Source organism: Prevotella aurantiaca (genome assembly GCF_015262605.1).
GTDB lineage: Bacteria > Bacteroidota > Bacteroidia > Bacteroidales > Bacteroidaceae > Prevotella > Prevotella aurantiaca.
In genome coordinates, this window is the sequence record NZ_JABZSJ010000001.1 from 130,831 (window position 1) to 147,823 (window position 16,993).

Sequence of the window (16,993 nt, forward strand, 5' to 3'; positions counted from 1 at the left end):
TTCCGTCTGACCCTCTTGGGTGTCAGCGTCAATATAATTCCAACCCCTACGCAGTTATCTCACCAAACGAGAACTGCGTAGGGGCTTTTCGTTTTAGTAGCTTCGACTGCTATGCTTTTATGCTATCGTCGGATAGTTGCAGCAATTCTTTGAATATTTCCTTGCTGTATTCCACAAAGCGTTTGCTTATTTTTACGTCCGAAACATCTACTACGATGATGCTATCGTCGAACGCAAAGCTCATGGTTTTACTTGTAATTGTTGCCAAACGGCACCCATTGTAACAGATATCGCCGTTACATTCGGCATACAAACCGTTGCTATCGGCGTCTGGGTCGTCGTCTTTGTCCAACTTAATGGGGCGTTGAAACAGAATATACTTATCGTAATTGTATTCGTCGTCAGCCAGTCCCACCATATAATAGTTGTCCCTGCTGCTTTTCGAAGCCGTTATAGCTTTGGCTTTAAACTCTATTTTCTCCATTATTTTTCGCTGTAAACATGATATCCGAATGTGTTGTTCGGTGTCAATTTGTGCCACTCCATGCGAAAGTCGGTGCTTATTTCTCTGAACTTTTCCGTTACGATGTAATGGCTTCTGTGGCTTGCATCGCGCACAATATATACGTCATCGTCGGGCTGTACGTACACATAGGGCGCATCGCAAACCCACGATCCATCGGTAAGTTGCCTTCTGCCAGTTAGTTCCACATCTAATATGGTGGCCTCTTTCAGTATGCGAGCCATGTAGAAAGTAAGTATTTTGTCGTGGAACTGCACCCTACACGGCAAGAAAAGTAGGTCGTTTTTCAGTGTGTCGCCATTCTTTTCTACAAACCGTTCAGAGAAAATGGGAATGGGCAGAATACAGTTTAAGAAGTCTAAACGCTCGAGCTGGCGAAGCGAATAGCCTGTGTCGGCTATCAGCAAGGGGTTCACATATTCTGCACGAATTACATCTTCGTTCTCTACAAAGTACTTCCAATACCTGTCAGAGTCGGCTACCGACTTGAAATTTACAATCTGATCGAATCCTGTTTGTATTTGTTCTATTTTATACATTCGTCTTGTTTTCAATATGTTATGCCCATTTTTCTGCATCATTTCTTGGACGGCGACACCTCCCAATAATGGCTATCGAGCGTACTTTCTACTTGTTTCTCTATGTCGTCGGGCAGGTTACAGAAGAAGTCGATGCCTGTTCGCTTTTCCAATTCGGCTATTGTGATGTATTCGGTAGGCGAGTTCGAAGCTACATGGGGCGACCAAATGCCCATCGCTCTGTACTTTTTGGTAGCACAATCGTAAGCCAACAGCGCCATATAGAAATACTTTGGTACGATGAGATGGTTCACGTTACGTTCGTTTGGCTTTGTTCGTCCCATGATATCGGCTTGGTTATCGATGGTAGCAGCCTTTACAATGTAGAGCGTATCGCACTTTTTTTCTTGTGTTCCCTTCTTGTAGAACCAGCCGTTTTTGATGCGTTGCTCTAACCGCGACCACACTCCTGCGTTATGTCCTTGTAGCTGTGGCTGCATATTGGTGAGGTAGAAGGTTTGCGCATTGGCCTCCGACGAACAGATGCGGTCGTTGGAAGGGCATAGATGACCACGCGAATAGCCCGACTCTACATAGTCTGCCAGTTCGGAACGGTACTTGGCGGGTATGCTGGTATCGGCCTTAAAGGCATCTTTTCGTTTGCCATTCTTTTCGGCAACGGCGTCATACATCTGATAACAAGTCCAACGATTGGCGCGCTTTGTGCCGTCCCATTCAACGGAATAGTTCACTGGGCTGCCTGCCATATCGCTGATGTAATACGACTTTTCGTAGGTTACGTTGCTGCCTTGATAGAAGCGTGGGAACTCTAAACGCCAGCCTTCCTTGTTCTTAGCAAGGTCTTTCTTCGTGTTCTTGTTGGCGTTTCCTGCGACAAGAGGCTGTGTTGTCTGCGACAAAGGGTAGTCTATCGACACCTTCGAGTTCTTGGGATAGACTTTCACAACCACTCCTTCTACGACTCGTATGCTGTCTGCATCTCTGTCAATCGTAAAGGTATAGGTAGTTCCTTTCTTCGTTTCAATGGTTAGTTTGGTTTGCGCTTGCATACCGATAGTCATCATCAATGCAGGCAATAACAACAAGAATTTCTTCATAGCTTGTCCTTTTGGGGTTAGTAAATTTAGATTTTCTTTTCTCTTTCAATACGATTTTGTGCACCACGTGGCAATATGCTGTGTCGGCCTATCGGAAATAATTCGTGCTATCCGATAGAGAATCAGCCTACTATTCCATCGCCATCGCCCCACTCTTCCGCCGAGTTGGGTGCGTCTATGGTGGTGTAAAGTTACAGAAAAAAAGAAATAAAACAAAGAAAAGAATGCACAATTCAGAAAGAATATTACTATCTTTGTCATTACACAAGGCAAATATTTATTTGCAAAAAGAGGGATAAAAAACTTCCATGCCAACATTTTAGATACGCACAAAAGGGCATGGATACAGATAAAAGAATAGTTATTTTAAAGGTAAAAGACAATGGAAACAAACAAATTGGGTAACGTATTGCTCGTTACAGGACATACTTACGAACAACATTCGGTAGCAAACAAGTTGATAATAAAGGGTATTAAGGAACGCATACCATCACTAAAAGAAGACAATTTGGCGCAACTTTATCCCGATTATCGCATCGATGTAAAGGCAGAACAGGAAAAATTGTTGTGGGCTGACACCATTATTATTCAGGTTCCGCTGTTCTGGTTCGCAATTCCATCTATCGTAATGCGATGGATTGAAGAGGTTTTTGTGCATGGTTGGGCTTATGGTAGCAATGGCAAAGCACTGCAAGGAAAGAACATTTTAGTGGGTATCACAGCTGGTTCGCCTACCAATGCATACGAAGAAGGTACTAAAGGTGTGGGCATAAACGATATTAACAAGCACCTAAACACCATGTTCTCGTTCTGTGGCATGAACTATAAGGGGCTAATTTTCAATGGAGGGTTCCGCAATACGGGCGATGGAACTGCCGAAACCACCTTCCCTCCTATGGCAGAAAAGCATGTTTCTGACATCATGAACAAGCTGGCGTAAGGCTGAATATCAAGACAATCGTTGAAATATCGGTTGTAGCTACCACCGAAAGAACAAGGCGGGCTGTGCAAAAACGAATGTTCTATGAACATAGAAGACTTCCGTAACCACTGCTTATCGTTGAAAGAAGTTAGCGAGGAAATGCATTTCGATAAGTCCAAGAACGACTACGACCACAACATACTGGTGTTTTCGATTGGCAACAAGTGGTTTTGCTTGGTGAATATCGAGGTGTTCTACTGCTGTATTCTTAAGTCTTCACCCGATGTTTCTGCCGATTTGCAGGCGGAATACGATGCTGTACGCCCTGCTTATCACATGAATCATAGGCACTGGATATCGGTTTTCTTTAACCAAGATATGCCCGACAGCCACATCATCGAACATGTAGACGAAGCCTACCACCGTGTTCTTTCGTCGTTGCCGAAATACGAATGCCACAAATTGGTGTAGCTTCCCTCAATCGTTAAATTCTATTTAAATTCGCAAAAAGAGCAGGTTTAAAAAACAATAGCGGCTGTTTCGCTTTGCAATAGTACCTATATTGCAAGGCAAAACAGCCGCTTTTAGCGTGCAAAAAATGTTGACTTTGTCTTTAAATATGGTTCAATGCGTTTATTCCTACAATGTTTCAATCATTCAAACAATGGGAAAACAGCTATTTTAATCAAAGTAACTATACTGCCTTTTAAAGAAGTCTTCAATGTCTTTTACCAGTGTTGGGTTGCTTAATAAGGCTTGACGGTTAATCAATAGATACGCGCTTTTCTCTTTATTTTCCATGTGAAGAAAGTATTTATCGCTGAAATAAGTTGCTATAAGAGTGGAATATACCTTATATCTTTTGGTTTCTTTAGGTCCTTCATTCTTACTATTTACACCAATAAACCCAAATGATGCATTGGTGTTTTCCCTATAAATGGTAAGCATTATATTGACACATGTATTGATAATGCGTCTCGGTTCGTATGTACCCGTAAGCATTTGGTACTTGTGTTTAGACCATCTCCAAGCCTTAGGGTAAAACTTTACCGCAAAAATATTGTGCTCGTATTCTTCAACGAGCACAATATAACATATCTTAGACTTTGTAGATGTGAACCTATACAATCTGTTTTGTATGTGCCCATCTTTATTTATATACTCATATTTTATGAAATAAAACGAGTAAGAGTTAGTGTCTGTATTCACAACAAGTACTGATATACAGATATTCTTCTATTCTGAAGCACCTCCTTAGACACATCTGACAATACAAAGTTACTATTTTTCTCTTGCACGTCTTTCTGTTTTTTTAACCTAAGGTCTCCCATAATCCATTCTATATATAGGGTAAATAATGACTAAAAACTAAAATAAAAATGTTGATAAAATATCAAATTTCAAAGAGATATGCAAAGATACATAGAAATAAATAAACAAACAAAGAAAGTAATACAAATAGAATATTAAGCAACTAATTTTATCAAAACAACATAAAAAGTACGCATTATTCGTTTAAAAGCGCAGATCTTCTTTTATCAATGAATAACTGCGGGTTTGCGCAAATTTTTCTTCAGATGAGTGAAATAAATACTTTTATAAATCCTTTATGTCTACTCAACTTTGTAAAGAAAGTTCCGAAGAAAAACGATAGTTTTGTTTTGGCATTGCAAAAGAGCCTGTTTTGTCGTTCAAAACAGGCTCTTTTATCGTGCAAAACCTATGCTTTTAGAGTGCAAAACAATGGGTATTGTAAGGCATTGATAACATGATAGTTAGACAGAAATCATACTTATGAAAAATATTTACACCTATATTACTGCTTATTCACTCAAAAAAGTAGATTGCTTTCTCCTAATTTCCGTTGCTCGTTATTAGGGTTTTAAAATAGAAAACATCTTTTACAGTGAACTTAAAAACGGGAAAATAGTTTCGTAAGCTTTGGTTCTGAAACAAAAAAACAGCCCCAAACATGATGGTTTGGAGCTGCACTTATTGAAATGTTAGGGTTCAGTTTTATAGACTTTCTACATCTATATATCGCAGAAACTTATTTTTTATTGTGTAAAACACACTTTTTTATTTTGCAAGAACCGAAGAAATCGGTCGTAAAGCGTTTGTTCTTATGGTTTCCGAACCCTGCTTTTTTATTCTGCTGGTACTTCGAACTTGTCGCCAGTTTGCTCGATGAGCGCCTTGCGAGCGGCTTGGCTCATGCCTGGACGTGCTGGACGAGCGCCCCATCCCTCCTCTGTACGTTCGAATTTACCGTCTTTTTCTGGTTTCACAGCCATATCGTTGTACTTCACGATAAGGTAGGTTGCGAGTTTTTTCCACTCTGCAAGCATTTCATTACTCTTAGCAACTGAGTAGTCGTTGAGCAACTTTATAGCTGCAGCCTTATCGTTCTGGTAGAGTTGTTGCGCTCTTTCTTCAATCAACTTTTGGTTGGCTGCATAGCCTTTTTCCAAACGATCGCGCACTTCCTTAAGCGATGGGAACATCTGAGAGTAGCGTGGATAAACCATGTTTGCCACCCAGTTGCATACCCAGAATGCGTTTTTGTCTGAGAAAGTAACGGCATCTGCGCCTGGTGTATTGAAACATTCAGCACGCTCTACATTGCTACAATAGATTGGAACATACGCTGCCATGTTGCTATCGTCGTTTGCAAACCAGATGATACCACCGATTTCGCGTGGCAACCATGAGCGTAACTGGCACACATAAGAGAACGCGCTCTGCTGTGTAGAGGCTGGACGCTCTGTGAAATACTTCTTTCCGTTGTACTCAAATGTCAATGGTGTTGGGCGATATGGCATCTCCCAAAGTCCTTGACCGCAGTCGTTAAGGGTGCTAAGTGCTGTTCCTTCGTAGTGATCGCGCATGCTCATCTGCATATCAGCGAGTGTTAGCTTGCGGTCTGGTTGTATCCAAAGAGGCATATCTTCGGCGTTTTTGTCTTTACCAAGCGCCCAAGGCAAGTAGCGAGACATATCTTTGAAGTGGTTGAAGAAGCTCCATACGCGTGCATCGCAGTAGCGACGGCCGCCGAAAGTGGGTGCTGCGTAAACCATTTTCCAGTTAAAGTCTTTGTCTTTACCGTTGAACCAGCCCTTCTCACGAGCGTATTTGATGCAGTTTTTAGATGTCATTACATCGGTGTTGTAGGTAGAGAACTGACCGATACGGGCTTGATTGGCGTGTCCTGAAATCATTCCGTCAGGGATACGCACAGCAACCCATACCACCTTTTGCTTCTTATCGCCACCGCAACCCATCATTTCGAGAATCCAAACCTCGTTAGGATCGGCTATGGTAAAGCTTTCGCCACTTGACTGGTAGCCGTATTTTTCTACCAATTCGGTCATCACTTTGATGGCTTCGCGAGCTGTCTTGGCACGTTGTAAGCCTAAATACATGAGTGAACCGTAGTCGATAATACCTGTCTTATCGATCATTTCTTCACGTCCGCCATAGGTTGTTTCGCCAATGCTGAGCTGATACTCGTTGATGTTACCGATAACATTGTAGGTTTCGGCAGCCTCATCGATAAAGCCATGGCGTTCGCCTGAGTCGTAATCAATGATTTCGCGCTTTGTTCCCTTTGCGTGTTTGCCAGCGGCATAGTGGCAAAGATTGGTGAACATACCGTAGTCGTCGGCACTGTAAGTAACGTAAACCGAGCCGTCGGTGGTTGCACCACGTGTTGCAATAAAGTTTGTACAAGCCTCTGCCGTTGCGTATGTGCAGATGGCAAGCACTGCTAATAGTAGTTTCTTCATAATTATGTAGGTTTTTAAAAATATTACTTTCACATTATATATATAGTTCGTCAATAAACTAATTGCGTTGTATAGGTGGCCACATTCTCCCTGCGGTCGGTAACGACAATGCGCAGCGTGCGTTGCGCTTTCGTAGGTGGAAGGGGCGTTTTGCGCAGGTCGCAGAAGATGATAGAACGGTCTTTGCCTTGTTCGAACAACACAAACTTGTTGTCGAGATAGGCTTCGTAGCTCTTCACTCCGCTACCTGTGTCGGTCAGTTGGAAGGATAACGACGTCGGACTGTTGGACGTTTGTCGGATTACGGGCTTCGTATTGTCGTACGCAGCATAGTAAACCAGACCGAGTTCGCGTATGTTTCCTTGTAGCCAACCGTCTTTATAAGTGCCTCCGCAGAACATGGGCGGTGTGCCAGGACCGCTCGTTGGCGACTGGGCAGCCATGTATAGCTTAGACGGAACGGCTGGAGGGGTGGCTATTCGTACCTTTAAATCGGTGTAACTGAGCAGTGGGAACGACATCGGAGCAAAGCGATAGCCTGGCGATAAGGCACCTGGAACATTGTATTGCTGGGGGTGTAAGAGGCTGTTTCGAGCCAAAAGGTCGCCCTTTACATGGAGCAAAGCTGCACCAAAAGCTACGTTGTTGTTGCGGTTTACGAGTAGGGCTGTGTTGCCATTGCCTATGGGCTGTGCGGGCGGAATGGCATGGGGAGTGCCTACTACATATATATCTTTAATGGTTTTGTTACCGTAGTAGTCGCGGAAAACATATTGAAGGTGGTACTCTCGCTGTTGATTGAAGTCGATAATTCCCTTCGATGCATTGGTCTTAATGAATGGAAGGCGGTTTCCTGGTTCAACAAACGATTTCAAATACCATGTGCGATGACTTGAGAAATAGTCGTAATCGCCCCACACATTAATCATTCTGTTGCACTTCTGGGGTATGTTGTTCACATCGCTTTTATAGATAAGCTTGCCGTCGCAATATAGTTCTGTATAGCGAACGCCATAGTTGTTGTACACGCTATCCATGTGATCGTAAGCCCATGTGCCGAAACCTACCTTGCCCCAGGCGGGGTATCGGGTTTCGCCAAACGAGCAAATGCGACTTTCTTGTGTACCTTGAAAGACGCCTTGCCCCTGCTGTGGGTAGGTTCTAAAGGAATAAGCGGTGGGTGCTTGTGTATCAGGAGCGATGTGGGAAAGCCAGTTCAGGGGGTCCATCAGGTTGCCGGTGGCGGTTTGGTGTACCTCTAAATGGAGGTGCGGACCTTGCGATGAACCTGTGTTTCCGCTAAGAGCGATGAACTGTCCTTTGCTTACTGGGAGTTCACCAGGGCGGAAATGTATGTCGCCATTGAACTTTTTATGTGCATATTGCCAGCGTTCTACGGCTGCTTGCACCTGTGGGGCAAAGCGATTGAGGTGGACATAGAAACTGGAATAGCCGTTGGGGTGAGCCACAACAAGGGCGTAGCCGAATCCATATTCGCCTACGATGGCTCGAGAAATATAACCATCGGCTATAGAATAGATGCCGAAGTTTACGCCACGCTCGGTCTTTATGTCGATGCCACAGTGGAAATGGTTGGGTCGTGGTTCGCCAAAATTGCCGGCAAGTTGCACTGGTATGTGTACAGGCGAGCCGAAAGAGAGGGCTGAAAGCAGTAAACTAACAAAGAGTTGCATTGGTTTTTAACTCGTTTTCTTTATTCTTTTGTTGTTGTTTTATTTTTGTTTTGTTGTTTTGTTTGTGCCTTTACAAAGCATGTTCGGTGAGCATTTTGCCATCTTTATAGGCACAGAGGTTGCCCTCATGGTCTTGTATCTGAACCTCGCCGCCTATCCATTCGGTCATGGCAAGCTCCTCTTTGAGGGGGAAACAACGCACTACGGCGTTGCCAACGAGTTCTATAACGGCAGGTTCTATGCGTTTATCGTTGCATATTGCCGTGTTTGCGGCTACCCTTCTCATCGTGTTTGGGGCGTGGGAATGCCTCTTTCTATACGGGCTTCCTCTGGTGTTCGCACTTTCTCAATAACGGGTTGGCCTCCGTTTGGGGGTATCTGACCTTGATCTTTGCCCACTGGTTCACCGCCAACGTTGCGTATTGGATAGTTGTTATCGACAGAATCGGACGGCACAACGGCTGGCGGCTTCTGCTGATGCATGCGAATAAGCTTGATATTGGTGATGGCTAAGAGGCGGAAAGTGGTTGTTTCTTCTTTCGGTGGCGGCATGTAGAAGAAGCCACGCACCCTCTTTATACCCAGACGAGCGTCGTCTACGATAGCCACTACTTGGTGTCCATCGTTGAAGAAGCGTGCCGTTTCGATGGCAACACTGTCGTTTTTGAAGGTTACAGTAAATACTGCCACACCTTCGCGGGTACCATCTTGCACTATGAACAAGGGGTCGAACTCAAGCGTTAGCAGGTCTCCTCGGTGGAAGGCGGTATCTGTTTTGATTTCAAAATAGTCGTAGTTGTAAGGCGATTGTGGTAATAATACCATCGATTTGGCCTTGTCCCACACGTTTGTAGTGTCGCCATTGAGTGTCGTTCCACCGTATTGACTGAAGTCGGAGGCCGTTGCTCCTTGTGCAATGGCTTCTTTTTTCAACCTGTCGCCTATCTTTTCGTACATCTTTTTCAGGCGTTCGGTGTGGCGGGTGTAGTATTTTAGCGAGTTGTCGAACTCGGTTTGGTCTATTCCGTAGCGCTGGAACACCGCCAGCTTGTAGGCTTCTTGCTCGGTGGGTGATACGCCTTTAACCGATGCCATCGACATGGCAACGTGGTAATCGTACAACAAATCTTCCATCTCATCAGGCTGAATGTATTCTGAAGGTACGGTTGGCTTGCACGAAACCAACACAAATGCGAGCAAGACGAGGAGTTTTGCCCAACTTCTTTTACGCTTATTGTGTGTTTGTACGTGCATTGCTGTTGTTGATTTTTATTTGTTTGCTGTTGTTTGTGTTATTCTTTCGTCTGCGTAGGCTCGTTGTCTTCAACCACACATTCGTCATCTTCTGCTACCAATTGTGCGGATCCTGTATTGTTAAAGTCGTTTCGATAGAACAAGAAAAGCACTACTACTCCCACAGAAATACAGGCATCGGCAAAGTTAAAGATGGCTGAGAAGAAGGTGAAATCTTCGCCACCCCACACTGGGAACCAGTCGGGGAAGGTGCCATGGAACAGCGGAAACGAGAACATATCAACTACATTGCCCATCAGTATCGATGCGTAGCCTTCGCCCCATGGTACGAGTTGGGCAGGCGGTAAGTTGCTATAATAAGGGTGCGAGGCCGTAAATATTTCGCCATAGACAAGTGAATCGATGATGTTTCCAGCCGCTCCAGCGTAAATCATGCTCAGTACGACGATGTAACCCATGCTTGCTCCCTCTTTGATTTTTTTATAAATGTACCACGTTAGGCCTCCTACAGCAACGATACGGAACAAACTTAGGAAGAGTTTGCTACCGATTTCCATGCCGAAAGCCATGCCGCGGTTTTCTATAAACGAGATGCGAAACCAGTCGAATATGACGATTTCCTCGCCAATATTCATGTTTAGCTTCACCTCTACCTTTATTATTTGGTCAATCAACAGCAGCAACCCGATGATTGCTGCTGCGATAACACTTTTCTTTTTGGTGCTCATTTGAACCTTTAATGGTCTTTATTAGCCTGCTTCGATGCCACGCTGAGTGTTGCGTGTGGCACTATTCTGAGGCGTTCCTTGGGAATTAGTTCTCCCGTTATTCGATCTATACCGTATGTTTTATTATCTATACGTATCAAAGCTGCCTGCAAACCTTGAATAAACTTCTGCTGACGCTGTGCCATTTGTACGAGTTCTTCCTTGGATTGATTGGTGCTTCCTTCTTCCAAAGTCTTGTAAGTGGGTGATGTATCATTTACATCGTTGGTGTTTTTGTTCATCAACACCTTCATGGTTTCCTCATAATCAGACTTTGCAATCTCTAATTTCTGATTGATAATAGCGCGGAACTCCTCGAGTTCTTCATCGCTATAACGCTTCTTTTCCTCCATAGTTTTTAGCTTAATAGTGTTTTACTTGGAACTTTTTCCTTTTATCTTAATATATAATAAGGTGTACTGCGTTGTGGTGGAAGAGCGTTCAGCCACCACAAGCAGTCCTCCTTCTTATGCTTTTTGTACGAGAATGTTGAGCTTGAAGTCGTCGAATTCCACTTCTGTTCCATTATTTTCAGCCACCAAGATGTCGTTTGCGAGCACCTGAGTCTTAATGTCTTCGCCAAAGACAGCGATTGCTGCAGCAGCTTCTTCATGAGGTGCTATGGTAACAATGATGCGGTCTGTGATTTCGAAACCAGTTTCCTTGCGGAGATTCTGAATACGATTGATAAGTTCACGAGCCATTCCTTCCTTCTTCAACTCGTCGGTTAGCTCAACTTCGAGGGCCACTGTGAGGTTGCCTTCGTTGCTTACAAGCCAGCCTGGCATGTCTTCTGAGATAATCTCAACATCGGTTACGTCTACGCTGATAGGCTCTCCTTGCAAATCGAAAGCGAAGTTTCCGCTCTGTTCGAACTGCGCTATCTCTTCCTGACTGAGGCTGTTCATCTTTGCAGCAACGTCTTTCATGAGCTTGCCATACTTCTTTCCCATGACACGGAAGTTACACTTCACTTTCTTCACAAGTATGCCTTGACCTTCTACGAAGTTAAGTTCTTTCACATTAACCTCGCTCTTTATGAGGTCTGCCATAGCTGTAATGTGCTGGCGTTGTGTGTTATCGATGGCTGGAACCATGATTTGTGCGAGCGGTTGGCGCACTTTGATGTTCACTTTACGGCGCAAAGCCAATACCATAGAAGTGATGCGCTGTGCCATATCCATACGTGCTTCGAGGTCGAGGTCGATGTTTGCTTTATCAGAAACAGGCCACTTGTCGAGGTGAACACTCTCTTTCTTGCCGCCAAGGTCGTGATATAGTTCGTCAGCATAGAATGGAGCGAATGGTGCAACAAGCTTAGCAACCGTCATAAGACATGTATATAGCGCGTCATAAGCGCTGCGTTTGTTGCCACTCATCTCCTTTCCCCAGAAGCGTTTGCGGTTTAAGCGCACGTACCAGTTGCTCAAATCGTCGTTAACGAAGTTGTCTATCAAGCGTCCAGCGCGTGTTGGGTCGTAGCTTTCAAGCTCTTTTGTAACCTTATCTACCAACGAATTGAGTTTAGAAATAATCCAACGGTCAATCTCGGTAGCATCTTCAGTCAGCACAGGAGTGCCTTCAGCAGGCAGTTCGTAGTTATCTACGTTTGCATAAAGGGCGAAAAAGCTATACGTATTATATAATGTGCCGAAGAATTTGCGGCGACATTCGTCTACACCATCGGGGTCGAACTTAAGGTTATCCCATGGTTCGCTGTTGGTCATCATATAGAAACGCACTGGATCGGCGCCATACTTCTCCATCATTTCGAACGGATTAGTAACGTTGCCCACGTGCTTACTCATCTTATTACCCTTTGCATCGAGCACGAGACCAGTTGATATTACGTTCTTAAATGCCACCGAATCGAACACCATAGTAGCGATTGCGTGCAGTGTAAAGAACCAACCACGTGTTTGATCAACGCCTTCGTTGATGAAATCGGCTGGGTAGAAAGCTGGCGGAACAGCTATTCCGCTGTACGAAGAGTTTACAAGTTGCTTGCGATATTCCTCTTCTGAGAGTCCAGTTTTGGCCAAACCCTCTTTATTTATTTCGCCTTCGAATGGATAATGGAGCTGTGCGTAAGGCATAGAACCACTATCGAACCACACGTCGATAAGGTCATCTTCGCGTCGCATAGGCTCTCCTGCGTCGTTAACGAGTACGATTTCGTCCACGTAAGGGCGATGTAAGTCGATACGATCGTAGTTTTCTTGACTAAAATCGCCTACTATGAAGCCACGATCCCTTAGTGGATTGCTCTTCATAACGCCTGCTGCCACTGCATTATCTATCTCTTTGTACAGTTCTTCAACCGATCCGATGCACTTTTCGTTGCGTTTATCGTCGCGCCAGATAGGCAACGGCGTGCCCCAGAAGCGCGAGCGGCTCAAGTTCCAGTCGTTAAGATTCTCCAACCAGTTGCCAAATCGGCCTGTACCTGTAGACTCTGGCTGCCAGTTGATGGTCTTATTAAGTTCCACCATACGTGCTTTTGCGTCCGTATCTTTGATGAACCAGCTGTCAAGCGGATAGTAAAGAATTGGCTTATCGGTACGCCAGCAGTGCGGATAGTTGTGCGTATGCTTTTGAATATTGAATGCTTCGCCTGCTATTTTCATCTCCATGCAAAGCATAATGTTAAGGTCTTCGGCCTTTTCCGAGCCTGTTTTGTCCCACACACCATCTGGATTGAAGCGTGGATCGTATGCATTCTTCACGTAATCGCCTGCATGTTTGCCGTAAGCATCAATGTTTACGCAAGCCGAAACGAAGTTTTTGTCGAGCTCTTCAATGGTATAATACTTGCCTTGCAAGTCTACCATAGGACGTGTTTCGCCCTTTTTCGAGATAAGATAGAGTGCTGGAATATTCGCATCCTTCGCTACTTTGGCGTCATCGGCACCGAAAGTTGGTGCAATATGTACGATACCAGTACCGTCTTCGGTAGTAACGTAGTCGCCAAGTATAATGCGGAAGGCTTCGCTTTCCATCTCTACGAATGCGTCGCGGCCGTCCTCGCTTTGGAAGATCTTATCTTTATGTGTGTCAGCGTAGTTGTTTACGAATGCAGGAGCGAGCTCTCCGATTCGTTCAACAGGCTTAATCCATTTCATAAGTTGCTCGTAGTGAACACCTTCGAGGTCGGTTCCCATCACCTTACCCACGATACGGTAAGGCAAAACCTTATCGTTTGGTTCGTAAGCAGGCATTTCTCCTTCCTTCACTTCGCCTTCTGGCTTGAAGTAAGCTGCCACTCTTGTAGATGCTACTACCACTGTTGCCTTGTCGGCAGTATATGGATTGTATGTTTCAACTATCCAATATTCAATCTTCGGGCCCACACAGAGTGCCACATTCGATGGCAATGTCCATGGAGTAGTGGTCCAAGCGAGGAACGAAGGTTTGCCCCACGCATTGGTTTTGATGCCTTGTTTCTGGCAAAAAGCCTTCCAATCGTTTTCTACGATGGTAAAGTGTACTGTTGCGGTAGTATCTTTTACGTCGCGATAACAACCTGGTTGGTTCAGCTCGTGGCTTGAAAGTCCTGTACCAGCACCTGGTGAATAAGGTTGAATGGTGTAACCTTTGTAAAGCAATCCCTTGTTGTAGAGCTGTTTTAAGAGCCACCATAGTGTTTCAATATATTTGTTATCGTAGGTGATGTAAGGGTTGTCGAGGTCTACAAAGTATCCCATTTCTTCTGTAAGTTTACGCCATTCTTCTGTAAACTTCATCACGTTTTCACGACATTTGTGGTTGTATTCCTCTGTCGAAATATATTTTTCAGACGCTTTATTGTCTATATCTTTCTTCGTAATGCCCAGTTCTTTCTCCACACCGAGCTCTACTGGCAGTCCGTGTGTGTCCCAACCAGCTTTGCGATGTACCTGAAAGCCCTGCATTGTCTTATATCTGTTGAACGTATCCTTAATGGCTCGCGCCAGCACATGGTGTATTCCAGGGTGTCCATTAGCTGATGGAGGACCCTCAAAGAAGATGAATTGCGGTTCACCTTCGCGTTCATCGATACTCTTATGGAAGATATCGTTCTTCTTCCATGCTTCTAATACGTCTTTATTGGTACCTACCAAGTTCAGTCCGTTATGTTCGGCGAATTTCTTTACCATAGTCGTATGTTTCTGTTACCTATTTTCTTTAGAAATGCAAATGTACGTATTTTATTTTAATTATGGGGGAGAAATAATGAAAAAAAGACGAAACGAAACTCCGATAGAAACTGAAAGGTGGCGCATACAGGGTCTTCTTGGCTTATCGGGGTGGCTCTAAGGGCTGCAACACCCCTACTCTGACGTTGCAAAACGATTAGAACAGAAACACGACAATAGTAAAAAAATTACAAAAAAACAATGCTATTTATTTGGTATTAAGAAGATAAAACGCTATTTTTGCGAAAGTTTCATACATTAACTTAATAGAAAACGAAATGTCCTGATTACCCAACTAAACGCCCAAATCTCCGATTCGGCGTGGCTCCTAATAGGGAGTTTCAACAGGGAGACACTGCTTACATGAAGCCTAATTTACTTAAACACGCTTACGCAACGTTTGTTGCGATGTTCATCACAATGCTATCGATGCCTGCAATGGCGCAATCTGAAGGCAAAGCGAGGATTATTCTTGAAGCTCACAACGTGTGGAGCGATGGCAGCGGATACCAAATGTTGCTCGATGCCGACCACAATTTGTATGGCGATAAGATACCTGCGGAGGGACCAATATGGGACGATAAGAATCCGCCTGCTAATCTATACGATGGCTTCGAGTATAAAATTCCTGCACAGGCCGACCCTTCTACCACGCCGAAATATATGGTGATGGACGGCGAAGACTATGTGGACATTCCTGCAGGTATATACGATTTCTGTATCGTTGCGCCTCAAACGGATACTAAAATATGGATTGCGGGCGATGCTGACGGCCCTACAAGGGGCAACGATTATAACTTTGAAGCGGGCAAAACCTATCGTTTCACGATGCATATCGTAACGGAAGTGAACAACGATGGGGCGAAACTTGTTATCACTGAAGGCGGTAAGGTTACTACATACGACCTCTGGGTGGGCGGAACTCAGGTTACTTCGGAAAACTGTAACGACCTTCCGCACTCGAAAGGCACTGTGTTTTACGACCCTTCAACGAAGACTTTGAACCTCTACGATGCTTATATCAACATCTACGGAGCCGATGAAGCCATCAGAACGAATATGGACGGCCTCACCATTCACGCTGAAGGAACGAACATGCTCGCCTCTACCGATGGCGCAGCTATCAAGACCGACAACGCAAAGGTTACGATTACGGGGGGTGGAGCGCTAACTTTAACAGGTAAAAAGTTTGGTTTGCACGCTGCCAACAAGTCGTCGCTGCTGCTCGACAACTGTACAATTTCGTGCGAAGGTACCTTCGGTAACGATGCCAACGATGCGGCCATCAGTATCAAGCAAGCCACCGTTATAGCGAAAGGCAATAAACTTGCGAGTGTTTGCGGTATTCAATCGCTCGACCTTAGTGGCGCTTCTATCTCGCAACCTGCTGGTGCTTACTTCGATGCAACGCTTGGTGGCATTGCGCTCAACGGACAATTGGTGAACGATAAGGTGATTATCAAGGCGAAGGATATTGTGTATTACGACCTCGAAGTGGGCAGCCGAAAGGTTACTTCGGCTAACTGCGACGACCTTTCTAAACTCGATAACGTGAGCGGAAAGGCAAGTTACAACCCTGAAACAAAGGTGCTTACTTTCGAAAATGCCGATATTTCTGGCACCATCAATGCCATTGTATCGCACATCGATGGCCTCACCATCAAGCTCATCGGCAACAACTCTTTCGTTACAGAATATGTTGCAATTAGCATTACTAAGCCTTTGACCATCACAGGTGGTGGCTCTTTGAAGGCTAAGAGTACGAGAGATTGCGCTATTTACGCCAATCAAACCGACCTGCACATCGAGAATTGCACCGTGAATGCGGAGAGTCCTGTGTACGGAATAGCTGGAGATGGCGGCACTAACGAACATCTTAGCATTAAGAATGCAAATGTTACAGCCATCGGAACCGAGTATGCTTCTATCGCAGACTTGGCTTCTCTCACGCTCACCGACTGTATTTTAGTTCAACCTTCTGGTGCTGCCTTCGACCCAGTGAAGCACTGTGTGGCTCTTAACGGAACTCCTGTGAAGAGCAAGGTGGTGATTACGAACGACCCGAATGGCATCGTTAGTCCTTCGGCTGATGTTCCAACGACTGCTCAAGGGGTTTATACGCTAAGCGGAGTGCGCCTCTCTGCCGAACCAAAAGACTTGCCGAAGGGCATCTATATCGTCAATGGCAAGAAGGTGGTGAAGCCTTAAACAACGCTGCGGGAGTGCAAATTGGCGCA

The 16,993-nt window shown here is 44.7% G+C and carries 14 protein-coding genes; 3 read left to right on the forward strand and 11 right to left on the reverse strand.

The annotated features are described in order from the left end of the window. Positions 1–109 precede the first annotated feature (109 nt). The 3 genes from HXN26_RS00485 to HXN26_RS00495 are packed head-to-tail and all read right to left on the reverse strand — an operon-like array spanning position 110 to position 2,159. Entirely contained in the window at positions 110–484 is a 375-nt protein-coding gene (locus tag HXN26_RS00485; RefSeq protein WP_273158107.1) for an Imm10 family immunity protein, read from the reverse strand. Next, positions 484–1,062: a hypothetical protein gene (locus tag HXN26_RS00490; RefSeq protein WP_273158109.1), complete on the reverse strand. Its 579-nt coding sequence runs from the start codon at positions 1,060–1,062 to the stop codon at positions 484–486. The genes HXN26_RS00485 and HXN26_RS00490 overlap by 1 nt, the downstream gene beginning before the upstream one ends. Before the next feature lie 38 nt (positions 1,063–1,100). Further along, complete coding sequence (locus tag HXN26_RS00495) at positions 1,101–2,159, reverse strand: DNA/RNA non-specific endonuclease (RefSeq protein ID WP_273158111.1); 1,059 nt, start codon at positions 2,157–2,159, stop codon at positions 1,101–1,103. A 382-nt stretch (positions 2,160–2,541) separates the two neighbouring features. Between HXN26_RS00495 and HXN26_RS00500 the strand changes: the two genes are divergently transcribed. Both HXN26_RS00500 and HXN26_RS00505 read left to right on the forward strand, forming a co-directional pair. Next, positions 2,542–3,099 (forward strand): NAD(P)H-dependent oxidoreductase, encoded by a 558-nt coding sequence (locus tag HXN26_RS00500; protein WP_273158112.1) that lies wholly within the window; start codon positions 2,542–2,544, stop codon positions 3,097–3,099. 84 nt (positions 3,100–3,183) lie between these two features. Further along, on the forward strand, positions 3,184–3,552 hold the full coding sequence (locus tag HXN26_RS00505; protein WP_273158114.1) for an MmcQ/YjbR family DNA-binding protein: 369 nt from the start codon (positions 3,184–3,186) through the stop codon (positions 3,550–3,552). Between the two features lie 210 nt (positions 3,553–3,762). Here the strand turns inward: HXN26_RS00505 and HXN26_RS00510 are convergent, their stop codons facing one another. The 8 genes from HXN26_RS00510 to ileS all read right to left on the reverse strand — a co-directional run bounded on the left by HXN26_RS00510 (position 3,763) and on the right by ileS (position 14,717). Next, the gene (locus HXN26_RS00510) at positions 3,763–4,083 is read right to left on the reverse strand and encodes a hypothetical protein (RefSeq protein WP_273158116.1); all 321 of its coding nucleotides are present in this window, start codon (positions 4,081–4,083) and stop codon (positions 3,763–3,765) included. 1,145 nt (positions 4,084–5,228) lie between these two features. After that, positions 5,229–6,866, reverse strand: coding sequence for a dipeptidase (locus tag HXN26_RS00515; protein ID WP_273158118.1), 1,638 nt, complete (start codon positions 6,864–6,866; stop codon positions 5,229–5,231). A gap of 50 nt (positions 6,867–6,916) precedes the next feature. Next, a complete protein-coding gene (locus HXN26_RS00520; RefSeq protein ID WP_273158119.1) occupies positions 6,917–8,560 on the reverse strand; it encodes a M23 family metallopeptidase in 1,644 nt (547 codons plus the stop codon). A 70-nt stretch (positions 8,561–8,630) separates the two neighbouring features. Continuing rightward, on the reverse strand, positions 8,631–8,846 hold the full coding sequence (locus tag HXN26_RS00525) for a hypothetical protein (protein ID WP_273158120.1): 216 nt from the start codon (positions 8,844–8,846) through the stop codon (positions 8,631–8,633). After that, a complete protein-coding gene (locus HXN26_RS00530; RefSeq protein ID WP_273158122.1) occupies positions 8,843–9,814 on the reverse strand; it encodes a DUF4296 domain-containing protein in 972 nt (323 codons plus the stop codon). The genes HXN26_RS00525 and HXN26_RS00530 overlap by 4 nt, the downstream gene beginning before the upstream one ends. A gap of 38 nt (positions 9,815–9,852) precedes the next feature. Continuing rightward, complete coding sequence (locus tag HXN26_RS00535; RefSeq protein ID WP_273158124.1) at positions 9,853–10,542, reverse strand: lipoprotein signal peptidase; 690 nt, start codon at positions 10,540–10,542, stop codon at positions 9,853–9,855. A gap of 8 nt (positions 10,543–10,550) precedes the next feature. Continuing rightward, positions 10,551–10,934 (reverse strand): TraR/DksA family transcriptional regulator, encoded by a 384-nt coding sequence (locus HXN26_RS00540; RefSeq protein WP_024999760.1) that lies wholly within the window; start codon positions 10,932–10,934, stop codon positions 10,551–10,553. A 114-nt stretch (positions 10,935–11,048) separates the two neighbouring features. Beyond that, positions 11,049–14,717, reverse strand: coding sequence for an isoleucine--tRNA ligase (gene ileS, locus HXN26_RS00545; RefSeq protein ID WP_273158127.1), 3,669 nt, complete (start codon positions 14,715–14,717; stop codon positions 11,049–11,051). A 402-nt stretch (positions 14,718–15,119) separates the two neighbouring features. On the opposite strand from ileS, the gene HXN26_RS00550 reads away from it, so the two are divergent. Then, a complete protein-coding gene (locus HXN26_RS00550; protein ID WP_273158129.1) occupies positions 15,120–16,964 on the forward strand; it encodes a DUF2436 domain-containing protein in 1,845 nt (614 codons plus the stop codon). Positions 16,965–16,993 lie beyond the last annotated feature (29 nt).

Coding starts and splice junctions, on each gene's coding strand:
- HXN26_RS00485 (WP_273158107.1), bottom strand. CDS start 484: ATGGAGAAAATAGAGTTTAAAGCCAAAGCTATAACGGCTTCGAAAAGC.
- HXN26_RS00490 (WP_273158109.1), bottom strand. CDS start 1,062: ATGTATAAAATAGAACAAATACAAACAGGATTCGATCAGATTGTAAAT.
- HXN26_RS00495 (WP_273158111.1), bottom strand. CDS start 2,159: ATGAAGAAATTCTTGTTGTTATTGCCTGCATTGATGATGACTATCGGT.
- HXN26_RS00500 (WP_273158112.1), top strand. CDS start 2,542: ATGGAAACAAACAAATTGGGTAACGTATTGCTCGTTACAGGACATACT.
- HXN26_RS00505 (WP_273158114.1), top strand. CDS start 3,184: ATGAACATAGAAGACTTCCGTAACCACTGCTTATCGTTGAAAGAAGTT.
- HXN26_RS00510 (WP_273158116.1), bottom strand. CDS start 4,083: ATGCTTACGGGTACATACGAACCGAGACGCATTATCAATACATGTGTC.
- HXN26_RS00515 (WP_273158118.1), bottom strand. CDS start 6,866: ATGAAGAAACTACTATTAGCAGTGCTTGCCATCTGCACATACGCAACG.
- HXN26_RS00520 (WP_273158119.1), bottom strand. CDS start 8,560: ATGCAACTCTTTGTTAGTTTACTGCTTTCAGCCCTCTCTTTCGGCTCG.
- HXN26_RS00525 (WP_273158120.1), bottom strand. CDS start 8,846: ATGAGAAGGGTAGCCGCAAACACGGCAATATGCAACGATAAACGCATA.
- HXN26_RS00530 (WP_273158122.1), bottom strand. CDS start 9,814: ATGCACGTACAAACACACAATAAGCGTAAAAGAAGTTGGGCAAAACTC.
- HXN26_RS00535 (WP_273158124.1), bottom strand. CDS start 10,542: ATGAGCACCAAAAAGAAAAGTGTTATCGCAGCAGCAATCATCGGGTTG.
- HXN26_RS00540 (WP_024999760.1), bottom strand. CDS start 10,934: ATGGAGGAAAAGAAGCGTTATAGCGATGAAGAACTCGAGGAGTTCCGC.
- ileS (WP_273158127.1), bottom strand. CDS start 14,717: ATGGTAAAGAAATTCGCCGAACATAACGGACTGAACTTGGTAGGTACC.
- HXN26_RS00550 (WP_273158129.1), top strand. CDS start 15,120: ATGAAGCCTAATTTACTTAAACACGCTTACGCAACGTTTGTTGCGATG.